Below are 11,924 nucleotides of genomic sequence, written 5' to 3'. Positions count from 1 at the left end.
CTATGCCAAAACACTGCCAATAAAGTTCTGTTGTGTTTCCAAAAATGTACTATGTTGGCTTTTTAGCCCTGATGGAAGGGAAAATCCTTTTTGAACGCTTTTTCAGCGGGCAAAAAGATTGGAACCCCGATAGCTATCGGGAGCAGGAACGATGTTTGCTGATAACGCCAATTCTTTCGCTTCAAATAACTTTTGTCTGAACTATTTTATAATTTAAAAAAGCTAGTTTAGACGTAATTTGGGGGACCACGATGCGAATACAAACTACCCGAAAACGAAAAAACGCTTTCTGTGTTTGCAAAGAAATAAGGGATTTTCCAATTTCCTGTGAAGAATACAGGGGAATAATTTATTGGAGTTATAAAACTGCTGAACCCAAATTGACAAACATAACAATGGTCAAAATTATGATGCTGATGGGTAAATTCAGAGCTAGAATTATAAGTATGATGACATTGTTTTTGAGAAAACTTTTCTTGTAAGTGCCCAATGCTGTCCACCGACTGAAACACTATTGAGAACAATACTGCAACAACCAAAGAAAGATTAAGTATAAAGTGTTTCTTTTTCATCACTGCAAAGGTAACAAAACAAAAAAACTACAACCGCTTAAAGTTGTAGTTTTCTGATTTAAAATATCTAAAAATGGATTAAACCAATTTTGCCGCAATTAAGTATTCTGCAATTTGAATGGTGTTAGTCGCTGCACCTTTTCTCAAATTATCGGCAACGATCCACATGTTCAAAGTGTTTGCTTGGCTTTCGTCACGACGAATTCTACCAACGAAAACTTCATTTTTTCCTTCTGCATAACGAGGCATTGGATAAGTGAAAGTATCTAAATTGTCTTGCACTACAATACCATCTGTATGGTGCAAAATGTTTCTTACTTCGTTTACATCAAAATCATTAGTAAATTCAATGTTTACGGCTTCGCTATGTCCACCAACAACTGGTACACGAACAGCAGTTGCCGTTACTTTGATAGAATCATCGCTTAAGATTTTTTTGGTTTCGTTAACTAATTTCATTTCTTCTTTGGTGTATCCGTTGTCTTCAAAACTATCACATTGCGGAATACAGTTTCTGTTGATTTTGTATTTGTAAACCATATCACCTTCGATACCGGCAACTTCGTTTTCAAATTGTTGAACCGCTTTTACACCCGTTCCTGTGATGGATTGGTAAGTAGAAACAATCACACGTTTGATGTTGTATTTTTTATGCAATGGCGCTAAAGCTAATACCATTTGAATAGTAGAACAGTTTGGATTGGCAATGATTTTATCTTCTTTTGTCAATTCACCTGCGTTGATTTCCGGAACCACTAATTTCTTGGTTGGATCCATTCTCCATGCCGAAGAATTATCAATAACAGTAGTTCCTGCAGCTGCAAATTTTGGAGCCCACTCTAATGAAGTTCCTCCGCCTGCAGAGAACAATGCAATATCCGCTTTCATATCAACAGCTGTTTGCATTCCAACTACTTTGTATTTTTTTCCTTGAAACTCAATCTCTTTTCCTACTGATTTTTCAGAAGCAACGGGGATTAATTCGGTTACAGGAAAATTTCTTTCTGCCAAAACTTTCAACATTATTTCGCCAACCATTCCGGTAGCACCAACAACTGCTATTCTCATCGTATATATTTTATAAATGTATATTTATTTTTGAAGTACAAAAGTAAGTAATATTCAAAAGATAACAAGGGGTGTCACAAAAATTAACAAATTGTTATAAATCAAACAAAATAGAAAAACCACCCCTTTATAGAGTGGTTTGGTTAGAATATGTAGTGAGCGGTATTATTTCTTTAGCAAATCCCTAATTTGGGTAAGTAATTCTTCCTGTGTTGGTCCAGCGGGTGGAGCTTCAACCACAACTTCTTGTTTTTTAGTTTTTTCATAGGCTTTCAAAACCATAAAAATACAGAAGCCAATAATAACAAAATCAAACACGGTTTGAATAAAAGCACCATAATTCAAAGCTACTTCTGCAATTGCCGGCGCTTTTTCCGTTCCATTTTCCATAACAGCCGGAACAGCATCTTGGAGAACAATTTTTAGATTTTTAAAATCTACTTTTCCTAATAGCAGCCCAATTGGCGGCATCAAAACATCATTGGTAAACGAAGTCACAATTTTTCCAAAAGCGCCCCCAACGATTACGGCTGTTGCCAAATTTACTATTTCACCTTTCATCAAAAAGGCCTTAAAATCACTTATAAATCCCATATCTTATTGGTTTTAACTTGATTAATAACGTAACGAATATACTTATTTTTTAAAAATAAATACTATTATTCTCTATAAAAAACACGCTTTACTCGTTGCGAAATACTTGTCAAGATTTCATACGGAATCGTCTTCAATTGTTCCGCCATATAAGTTACTGTTGGGCTTTCGCCAAAAATTACTACCGAATCCCCTTCTTTGCATTCAATCTCAGTTACGTCCACCATTAACATATCCATACAAACACTTCCTAGAATGGGCGCTTTTTTATTTTTTATAGTTACAAAACCAACTCCATTTCCCCAACTTCTGGCAATACCATCAGCATAACCAATAGGAATTGTCGCAATACGGGATTCTCTGTTGGCCATAAATCGTCTGCCGTAGCCAACACTTTCTCCCAATTGAATGGTTCTAATCTGTGAAATGATAGATTTTAGAGTCCCCACATTTTCAAGGTATTTTTGTTCTTCGCTATCATTAGAAACTCCATAAAGACCAATTCCCAGACGAACCATATCGTATTGGGCTTGCGGAAAATTGCTGATCCCAGACGTATTCAAAATGTGACGAATAGGAGTAATTTGTAATTTGTTCATTAATTGAGACGATAACTTTTCGAATAAATTAATTTGATATGCAACAAAATCTTTGTGCTGCAAATCATCACTTGTGGCCAAATGAGATAGAATACTCTTTACTTTGACGGTTTGATTTCCTTTTAAAGTGACAATCAAATCATCTATAGTGTTAGCTTCAAAACCCAAACGATGCATTCCGGTATCTAACTTTATATGTATCGGAAAATCTTTTAATTTCTTTTGTTCCGCAATCTTCAAGAAAGCATTCAGTCCTTTTAGACTATAAATTTCAGGTTCTAATTGATGCTGAATGATTGCCGGGAAGCTAGTATTTTCAGGATTCAAAACCATAATGGGTAATTTTATACCCGCGGTCTTCAACGAGATTCCTTCATCTGCGAAGGCCACTCCCAAATAATCTACCTTGTGATGTTCAAGTAATTTTGCAATTTCAAAACCTCCGCTTCCATAACCAAACGCTTTTACCATCGCCATCATTTTGGTGGTCGGTTTTAGTTTTGACTTAAAGAAATTAAAATTATGGCTTATCGCATTCAGATTGATTTCAAGAACCGTTTCATGCGTTTTTTCAGCCAATGCCGCCACGATTTCTTCAAACTGAAAAGATCGTGCTCCTTTGATTAGAATGGTTTCGTTTTCAAAATTCAATTGCTCCACATGTACTAAAAACGTATTGGTGTCTTTATAAAAAACAGCATTGGGGAGCTTTGTTTTTAAGGTCGAAATCGTTTCACCAATTCCGATAAAACGACTGATGTTATTCGAAATAATGAGTTCAGCCACTTTTGAATACAACACTTCATTCGACAATCCGCTCTGAAAAATATCCGAAAGCACAACTGTTTTTTTCTGATGCTGTTTTTGATTTTCCAGAAAATCCAATGCAATTTTTAGCGATTGAAAATCGGAACTGTAACTGTCATCAATCAAACTACAATTGTTAATTCCTTTTTTTACTTTCAAACGCATTTCAATCGGATACAACAATTCTATCCTATTCTGAATTGTTTTGGCATCATATTCCAAATACAATAAAACCAAAAGACAAGAAATCACATTTTCGACCGACGCATCATCCACAAAAGGAATTTCTAAAGTCGAGACATTCCCTTTATAATTGTATTCAACGAATGTGTTTTCGTGGGTATGTTCTTTTTTGGATATAAAAACAGTCGCAGTTGTATCTGCAAAAGACCAAGAAATAGCTTTTGTTTTTGGGCTAATAAATTGCTCTACTTTATTGTTTTTTTGATAAATTACTACTTCCGAATGGTTGAAAAGCAGCATTTTTTCTTTTATTTTTTCTTCTAAACTGGCAAAACCTTCATCATGTGCAGAACCTATATTGGTCAAAATTCCAATTGTTGGCTGAATGATTTTTTGGAGTTGCTCCATTTCTGAAACAGTCGAAATTCCAGCTTCAAAAATTCCGAGGTTATGTTGTTCGTTGATGGCAAGTACCGAAAGGGGAACTCCTACTTGGGAATTATAACTTTTAGGGCTTCGAATAACATTAAAATCAGGACTCAAAAGAAAGTTGAGCCATTCCTTGACGATTGTTTTACCATTACTTCCTGTCACGCCAATAATCGGAAATGAAAAAAGACTTCGATAATGTGCGGCAATTTGTTGTAAAGCCTCTAAAGTATTTTTGACAACTAAAAAATTAGCTTTCCCTTCAAGTCCATCAGGAATATGAGTCACTACAAAATTGTGAACACCCTTGGTAATTAAATCTTTTAGGTATATATGAGCGTCGTTATTGATTCCTACTAATGCAAAAAAAAGTGTTTTTTCATTGTTTTGCAAAGAACGACTGTCGATGGATATGGTGTCTATAGTTTCTCCTGTTGGATTTCCATTCCATTTCGAATTTAGGATACTTTCAATATTTGCACTATTTAAATTCAATCTTGGTCTTTATTATTAGTTTTTTGACTCTCCACATTTTTATCATCTTTCCGCATCGCGTGATAATAGGCAGCACGGCTTAAAGGCTCATATTCTTCGGTTTCACCAAGCATTACGAGTTTATCATTGTCGGTTTTTCGAAAACTATAATTAGCTAAATTTCCCGTTCGGGTACACACCGCATGCACTTTCGTAACATACTCAGCTGTGGCCATAAGTGCAGGCATTGGACCAAAAGGATTTCCCTTAAAATCCATGTCCAAACCAGCAACAATCACACGAATCCCCTGATTGGCAAGGTCATTGCAAACTGTAACAATTTCGTCATCAAAAAACTGCGCTTCATCAATCCCAACCACATCACAACCTTGTGCCAAAATCGCGATATTGGCTGCTGCAGGAACAGGCGTAGAACGAATTTCGTTGCTGTCGTGAGATACTACCATTTCCTCATGATAACGAGTATCAATAGCAGGTTTAAAAATCTCAACTTTTTGCTTGGCAAATTGCGCTCGTTTTAGTCTACGAATGAGTTCTTCGGTTTTGCCCGAAAACATGGAGCCACAAATGACTTCAATCCATCCAAACTGCTCTTTATGATTTACTGTGTTTTCGAGAAACATTTTGTATTTTTCTACCTTAAAAAATGAATAGTTTTTATTACTTTGTAACGGTAATAAATCGATTGGGTAAACTTCAATTTTACCTCGTTTCAAAAGTAGATAATTTTTATCAATTCAGAAATTTGAGAGGTCTTATTTCAATAATAAAAAAGTTAATCCCTCATCAACGATTACAAACAAACAACAATTTTATAAAAAGCCATATTCATTATAATTTCAGAAGCCATGAAAAAAAAATTGGAAGCCGACTTAATCAGCATTGCTCATAGAATTTTGCAACTTAAAAACAAATCTGATATCAATCAATTGTTTTTAGAAACACAGAAATTATATGAAAAATTAGCTGTTTTACGATTTGTTGAAGAGCATTTTGGAGAAGCGAAGCCTACTATTGGTCAAGCTGAAGTGGTAGAAAAAATGAAAGAGTTTTTTGAGAATATTGCTTTGCCTGAATTTCAGAGACCTGCAACAATCATTAATACGACAACAGATGAAACTCCAATAATAGAAACTGTTGCTGACGAAATAATAGAAGAAGAAGCAGAAAACAAAATTGAACCAGAAGTCGTTGCACCAGCCGAACAGCATCCTGCTTCGATCACTCCAGACCCTTTCGTTACGGCAGAAGAATTAGAAGAAATTATTGCTGAAAAATTAGAAATTGAGACACCAATCGAAAAACCATTGTTCACTTTAGAAGAAACTGAAATTGAACCTGTAAAAAAGGAAGAAACTCAAAAGAAAAAAGAAGCGGTTCAGATTTCCTTTGATGATCTACTTGGCGGAAAATATATTGACCCTGATTTTGTGAAAGTTACTCCATCAGATAAAAAGCAAGAATCTGAAGTCCCAAAAACAACCCCTTCTTTTGAATTTGAAAAAGAGACTGCTCCGAATGCTACTCCCACAATAGTTGAAAAAGAAGAACCCAAATCGGTTACATTGAATGACAAATTGGCAAAAGAAATCACTATTGGGTTGAACGACCGAATTGCTTTTGTCAAACATTTATTTGGTGGAAATAATGAGGATTACAATCGTGTGCTTAATCAACTTATCACATTTGACACTTTTCAGGAAACCAAAACTTTTATTGATGAGATGGTAAAACCCGATTACAACAATTGGGAAGGAAAAGAAGAATACGAACATCGCTTTATGGAAATCATAGAGAAAAAATTCTTATCCTTTTAAGAATTAAATCACCTATTATATTTTATCAAATCCTTTCTTTAAGCCATAAAAATGTCAAAATTATATATCGTCCCTACTCCCATTGGCAACCTCGAAGACATGACCTTTCGTGCCATTAGGATTCTTAAAGAAGTAGATTTAATCCTTGCCGAAGACACCAGAACGAGTGGTAAATTGCTTAAACATTTTGAGATTGGCACACACATGCACAGCCATCACATGCATAACGAACACAAAACAATCGAAAATGTAATTTCGAGATTAAAAGCCGGTGAAAACATAGCCTTAATATCAGACGCTGGAACACCAGCGATTTCCGATCCTGGCTTTTTGTTGACTCGTGCTTGTATTGAAAACGGAATTGCAGTAGAATGTTTACCTGGTGCAACAGCTTTTGTTCCTGCCCTTGTCAATAGCGGATTACCTAATGATAAATTTGTTTTCGAAGGTTTTCTTCCTGAAAAAAAAGGAAGACAAACTCGTTATTTGGAACTTGCCGAAGAAACTCGTACCATGATTCTCTATGTTTCTCCTCATAAATTAGTTAAAACTTTGGTTGAATTCATTACTTATTTTGGCGAAGACCGCACTATTTGCGTTTGCAGAGAATTGTCAAAATTGCACGAAGAAAACATAAGAGGAACCACTCGTGAAGTCCTTACCCACTTTGAAAAAACAGCTCCTCGGGGTGAAATCGTTGTCGTTGTCGCAGGAAAACCAATTGTGAAAGAAGCTAAGAAAAGTAAATTCTCGAAAGACGAATAAATCATGCCTGAACCTAAAATTTACATTATTGGCGCTGGATTAACTGGTTTGACTATCGCTTATTTACTTCAGAAAAAAGGAATACACGCTCAACTATTAGAAGCAAATTCAAGAATTGGAGGGCGAATTGAAACTATTTCAGGAGAATCTGGCGTAACGATAGAAATGGGAGCTACATGGTTTAGCCAACAACACCCTTCTCTATTAGCCTTACTAGACGAACTCGAGTTACCTTATTTTAAGCAACACACTAGTGGGATTTCACTTTTTGAAACGATGTCTTTTGTGCCTCCGCAAAAATTTGAAATACCAGAGACAGAGGCCGTTTCCTATCGATTAGAAGGCGGTTCTATGAAACTAATCAATACTTTGGTTGCTAAAATTGGCTTGGAAAATCTAAAAAAGGATTCAAAAGTGATTGCTTTAAAACTGGTAAATAACCAAATTGAAATTACTACCGAAAAAGGAGAAATCTTTATAGCCGACAAAGTGATATCAACATTACCTCCTCATTTGTTAGTACAAACTATAACATTTGACCCCAAATTACCCGAATCCCTACTCCAATTAGCCAAGAAAACACACACTTGGATGGGTGAATCCATTAAGTTTGCAGTAGAATACCCAACAGCCTTTTGGAAAGAAAATAATTTTTCGGGAACCATATTCAGTCAGGCCAGTATCATTCAAGAAATGTACGATCACAGTAGTTCAGATCACACGAAATTTGCATTAAAAGGATTCTTGAATGGCGGAACAAACACCCTTTCAAAAGACGAAAGAAAAGAAAAAGTAATTCGACAACTTATTCGTTTTTTTGGTGCAGAAGCTAACAATTATACCGCCTATTATGAGAAAGTTTGGCGAGATGAACCCCTCACCTTTCTTCCTTATGAAAAATTAGTAATGGCTCATCAAAACAATGGACATGCTATGTATAAAAATATATTTTTTGAAGATAAATTATACCTATCCGGTTCTGAAACGGCTACACAAAATCCAGGTTATATGGATGGAGCAATAAACGCCGCCCAATCTATTGCCTCACAATTTTAATATAAATTAGTCACTATGTCTATTTCAACATTTTTAGAAAAACTAAAAGAAAATCCAAAATCGATAACCTTTGCAGAAACTATTGCAACAATAGAAGAAAACTACACGTTTGCACCAACTGCTTTTCAAAACGGGGAACAGCACAATGCCGCTGGAGAAAACTCAGGATCCTGCAAATTATTTGCTTTTGCGTTATTGCAAAAATTATCTGCTGCCGAAACATTAGCGTGTTTTGGAGCTTATTATTTTGAAGAAGTTTTGGAAGATCTCAACGGAACAAATCATCAAAATATTCGCAACTTTATGAAAACAGGTTGGAATGGAATTCAGTTTGAAGGACAGGCATTAGAACTCAAATAGCTTATATCATAACTCATTTTGACGAAATCATTTCAATTTTGGATGCATATAAGAATCAATTATTATAGCATTCCATTAAAAAAAATTATATTCGTATCCCAAAGATTCTCACTCCAGTGGGAATCTCTTTTTTATATCAAATTGATTAAAACTCTATAAAAATGCGTTGGACACTTAAGCCAAAACCTGCTGAAGAGAAAATAAAACATTTAGCGCAAGCCTTGAATGTTGAAGAATTTGTAGCCGCTTTATTAATTCAAAGAGGCATTGAAACTTTTGAGCAGGCCAAACTTTTTTTCAGACCAAGTTTAGAGGATTTGCACAATCCCTATTTGATGAAAGATATGGATAAAGCCGTCGAACGGATCCAGAAAGCCATTACCAATAATGAAAACATTCTGGTATTTGGCGATTATGATGTTGATGGAACCACCGCTGTATCACTTGTTTCATCCTATCTGAAAAGTTATTATCCAAACGTTGCTACCTATATACCGGATCGCTATGCGGAGGGTTACGGTATCTCCTACACAGGGATTGACTTTGCCGATGATAACGGTTTTTCGCTCATCATTGCTCTTGATTGTGGCATAAAATCTATAGATCATGTCGCTTACGCAAAAGAGCGAAACATTGATTTCATCATTTGTGATCACCACAGACCTGGAGCAGTTTTACCCCAAGCCGTTGCTGTTCTGGATCCAAAAAGAGAAGATTGTCATTATCCCTATGATGAATTGTGTGGTTGCGGTATAGGTTTCAAACTCATTCAAGCACTTGGAACCAATAGAAATCAAACTATCGAAGATTTTGTGTTGTATCTTGATCTAGTCGCCACGGCAATAGCCGCAGACATTGTACCCATGACTGGCGAAAACCGAGTATTGGCTTATTTTGGATTACAAGTTATTAATGCAGAACCCAGACCTGGAATCAAAGCACTGTTTCATCAAGTAAAAAAGAAAATACTGGACATTACCGATGTTGTGTTTATAATTGCTCCACGAATCAATGCTGCCGGTCGCATCAAACACGGTAATCATGCTGTAGAATTATTGACCGAATTCGATTTTGAACAAGCACAACAATTTGCATCCGAAATTGAACAATACAATACCGATCGAAAAGATTTAGACAAACAAATTACCAAAGAAGCGCTCTCACAAATAATCAAAAATCAGGAAGAAAAAAACTTTACAACTGTAGTTTTTCAAGAAGATTGGCACAAAGGAGTTATTGGAATTGTGGCTTCTCGATTAATCGAAACCTATTATCGTCCGACCTTGGTTTTTACAAAAAGTGGCGATAAATATGCCGCTTCGGCACGATCTGTAAAAGGTTTTGATGTTTACAATGCTCTCGAAGCTTGCTCGGAACATCTGGAACAATTTGGAGGACATATGTATGCTGCCGGAATGACTTTAACAGCAGAGAACTATCAAAACTTTAAAAATGCATTTGAAAAAACAGTGCAAGAAACCATTCATCCTGATCAGTTAACTCCAGAAATAGCTATTGATGCCGAAATTAATTTTGAAGACATTTCCCCAAAATTAATACGAATTCTGAAACAATTTGAACCTTTTGGTCCTTTAAACATGACTCCTATTTTTTTAACCAAAAAAATAAAAGATACGGGTTATGCCAAAACATTAGGCTCTGAAGATGAACATTTAAAGCTCTTTGTAAAGCAAAATAATAGCGAAGGACTCACTGCCATTGGCTTTGGACTTGGAAATAAAAAAGAGCTAACGAGCAATCAAAAAGAATTTGATGCCGTATATTGCATCGATGAAAATGAATGGAATGACAAAGTGAGCATTCAATTACGATTAAGAGACATTAAATAATTAAGGATTTATGAAAAAAAATGACCCCTATGCAGCCCTTAGATTTAAAGAATTCAACACCTTCTTACTGATTCGTTTTGCGATGGTTTTTGCTTGGTCTATGCAGTTCATCATTATTGAATGGGAAGTTTATAGAATTACGAAAAGTGCTTTATCCCTTGGTATTATTGGTTTAATGGAAATCATTCCTGCTATAGCAGTGTCATTATTTGCTGGTCACTTTGTTGATCAAAATGAAAAAAAAGGATTACTGCTCAAGTGTATTTTAGGTTTTTCGGTTATTAGTTTGGGGCTGTTTTTGATCACTTTACCTGAAATAACAAATGGAATTTCTACAAATACCATTTTATACACCATTTACTTTTTAGTATTCTTAGGCGGAATTGTTCGTTCTTTTATTGGTCCAACCGTTTTTTCCCTTTTAGCATTAATCGTTCCCAAAAAAGCATATTCAAATGCTGCAACCTGGAGTAGTTCAGTATGGCAAGTGGGTTCTGTTGTGGGGCCAGCAGTTGCTGGTTTTTCCATTCATTTAATCGGAGTTCATTGGTCTTTAAGCTTAGTTCTTGCGTTTTCTGTTTTTGCGTTGTTACTATTAACCCAAATAGAGAAAAAACCTATTTTGAATCCAAAAATAGGCGAACCGGTTATGGAAAGTCTGAAAGAAGGAGTGAAATTTGTATTTAACAACAAAACCATTTTGAGTGCTTTGACATTGGATATGGCAGCCGTTTTATTTGGTGGAGCCGTTGCATTATTACCCATTTTCGCCTTAGATATTTTAAAAGTAGGCCCAGAGGGATTTGGTTTCTTGAGAGCTGCTCCAGCAGTAGGTGCCATTTTGACCATGTTTTTTACAGCTTATGTACCTGTGAACAAAAATGCAGGAATGAAACTTTTGACAGCCATCTTTTTGTTTGGAGTTTGCATCACTATTTTCGGACTATCTACTGTATTTTGGATTTCTCTTTTGGCATTATTTTTCAGTGGTGTTGTAGACGGAATATCAATGGTAATTCGCCAAACCATTTTGCAACTTAAAACACCCGATCACATGCGAGGACGTGTAGCCTCAGTAAATTCTATATTTGTAGGATCGTCGAATGAATTGGGCGCTTTTGAAAGCGGACTGACCGCCAAACTGATGGGAACGGTAACTGCTGTGGTATTTGGTGGTAGTATGACACTTATCATTGTACTCTTCACCGGATTTATATCTCCTGAATTCAGAAAACTAGATCTAACAAAAGATTTAGAAGACCATGAAAAGAAGGAGTAACATAAAGTTCTAAATTGTTTATTTTCAGCAACAAAAACACCCTCTTACCA

At 35.7% G+C, this 11,924-nt stretch carries 11 protein-coding genes; 6 read left to right on the top strand and 5 right to left on the bottom strand.

Annotated elements, in window-relative coordinates:
* Window positions 1–227 precede the first annotated feature (227 nt).
* The 5 genes from KZH69_RS01430 to KZH69_RS01410 all read right to left on the bottom strand — a co-directional run bounded on the left by KZH69_RS01430 (window position 228) and on the right by KZH69_RS01410 (window position 5,370).
* Window positions 228–572, bottom strand: coding sequence for a hypothetical protein (locus KZH69_RS01430; RefSeq protein ID WP_219315679.1), 345 nt, complete (start codon window positions 570–572; stop codon window positions 228–230).
* Between the two features lie 78 nt (window positions 573–650).
* Window positions 651–1,640 (bottom strand): aspartate-semialdehyde dehydrogenase, encoded by a 990-nt coding sequence (locus KZH69_RS01425; RefSeq protein ID WP_219315678.1) that lies wholly within the window; start codon window positions 1,638–1,640, stop codon window positions 651–653.
* A 165-nt stretch (window positions 1,641–1,805) separates the two neighbouring features.
* Window positions 1,806–2,234 carry a large-conductance mechanosensitive channel protein MscL gene (gene mscL / locus KZH69_RS01420; RefSeq protein WP_219315677.1) on the bottom strand — a complete coding sequence of 143 codons (429 nt, stop codon included), beginning with the start codon at window positions 2,232–2,234 and terminating at the stop codon, window positions 1,806–1,808.
* Between the two features lie 65 nt (window positions 2,235–2,299).
* A complete protein-coding gene (locus tag KZH69_RS01415; RefSeq protein ID WP_219315676.1) occupies window positions 2,300–4,747 on the bottom strand; it encodes a bifunctional UDP-N-acetylmuramoyl-tripeptide:D-alanyl-D-alanine ligase/alanine racemase in 2,448 nt (815 codons plus the stop codon).
* Window positions 4,744–5,370, bottom strand: coding sequence for a thymidine kinase (locus KZH69_RS01410; RefSeq protein ID WP_219315749.1), 627 nt, complete (start codon window positions 5,368–5,370; stop codon window positions 4,744–4,746). Before KZH69_RS01410 ends, KZH69_RS01415 begins: the two co-directional genes overlap by 4 nt.
* A gap of 225 nt (window positions 5,371–5,595) precedes the next feature.
* Here KZH69_RS01410 and KZH69_RS01405 point away from each other — a divergent pair, with 225 nt between their 5' ends.
* The 6 genes from KZH69_RS01405 (at window position 5,596) to KZH69_RS01380 (ending at window position 11,874) form a co-directional block, all read left to right on the top strand.
* On the top strand, window positions 5,596–6,564 hold the full coding sequence (locus tag KZH69_RS01405) for a DUF8457 domain-containing protein (RefSeq protein WP_219315675.1): 969 nt from the start codon (window positions 5,596–5,598) through the stop codon (window positions 6,562–6,564).
* Window positions 6,565–6,615: 51 nt separating this feature from the next.
* Window positions 6,616–7,329, top strand: coding sequence for a 16S rRNA (cytidine(1402)-2'-O)-methyltransferase (gene rsmI, locus KZH69_RS01400; RefSeq protein ID WP_219315674.1), 714 nt, complete (start codon window positions 6,616–6,618; stop codon window positions 7,327–7,329).
* A 3-nt stretch (window positions 7,330–7,332) separates the two neighbouring features.
* Window positions 7,333–8,385: a flavin monoamine oxidase family protein gene (locus KZH69_RS01395; protein ID WP_219315673.1), complete on the top strand. Its 1,053-nt coding sequence runs from the start codon at window positions 7,333–7,335 to the stop codon at window positions 8,383–8,385.
* A gap of 15 nt (window positions 8,386–8,400) precedes the next feature.
* Window positions 8,401–8,745, top strand: a complete 345-nt coding sequence (locus KZH69_RS01390; RefSeq protein WP_219315672.1) for a HopJ type III effector protein — start codon at window positions 8,401–8,403, stop codon at window positions 8,743–8,745.
* Window positions 8,746–8,906: 161 nt separating this feature from the next.
* On the top strand, window positions 8,907–10,595 hold the full coding sequence (gene recJ, locus KZH69_RS01385; protein ID WP_219315671.1) for a single-stranded-DNA-specific exonuclease RecJ: 1,689 nt from the start codon (window positions 8,907–8,909) through the stop codon (window positions 10,593–10,595).
* A 10-nt stretch (window positions 10,596–10,605) separates the two neighbouring features.
* The gene (locus KZH69_RS01380) at window positions 10,606–11,874 is read left to right on the top strand and encodes an MFS transporter (protein WP_219315670.1); all 1,269 of its coding nucleotides are present in this window, start codon (window positions 10,606–10,608) and stop codon (window positions 11,872–11,874) included.
* Window positions 11,875–11,924: the final 50 nt, after the last annotated feature.

The sequence above is a fragment of the Flavobacterium taihuense genome, assembly GCF_019351435.1.
Taxonomy (GTDB): domain Bacteria; phylum Bacteroidota; class Bacteroidia; order Flavobacteriales; family Flavobacteriaceae; genus Flavobacterium; species Flavobacterium taihuense.
This window is presented reverse-complemented; position numbering and strand designations above follow the sequence as displayed.

Excerpts from the sequence above, each read along its gene's own strand:
- KZH69_RS01430 (WP_219315679.1), bottom strand. The coding sequence starts at position 572 with ATGAAAAAGAAACACTTTATACTTAATCTTTCTTTGGTTGTTGCAGTA.
- KZH69_RS01425 (WP_219315678.1), bottom strand. The coding sequence starts at position 1,640 with ATGAGAATAGCAGTTGTTGGTGCTACCGGAATGGTTGGCGAAATAATG.
- mscL (WP_219315677.1), bottom strand. The coding sequence starts at position 2,234 with ATGGGATTTATAAGTGATTTTAAGGCCTTTTTGATGAAAGGTGAAATA.
- KZH69_RS01410 (WP_219315749.1), bottom strand. The coding sequence starts at position 5,370 with ATGTTTCTCGAAAACACAGTAAATCATAAAGAGCAGTTTGGATGGATT.
- KZH69_RS01405 (WP_219315675.1), top strand. The coding sequence starts at position 5,596 with ATGAAAAAAAAATTGGAAGCCGACTTAATCAGCATTGCTCATAGAATT.
- rsmI (WP_219315674.1), top strand. The coding sequence starts at position 6,616 with ATGTCAAAATTATATATCGTCCCTACTCCCATTGGCAACCTCGAAGAC.
- KZH69_RS01395 (WP_219315673.1), top strand. The coding sequence starts at position 7,333 with ATGCCTGAACCTAAAATTTACATTATTGGCGCTGGATTAACTGGTTTG.
- KZH69_RS01390 (WP_219315672.1), top strand. The coding sequence starts at position 8,401 with ATGTCTATTTCAACATTTTTAGAAAAACTAAAAGAAAATCCAAAATCG.
- recJ (WP_219315671.1), top strand. The coding sequence starts at position 8,907 with ATGCGTTGGACACTTAAGCCAAAACCTGCTGAAGAGAAAATAAAACAT.
- KZH69_RS01380 (WP_219315670.1), top strand. The coding sequence starts at position 10,606 with ATGAAAAAAAATGACCCCTATGCAGCCCTTAGATTTAAAGAATTCAAC.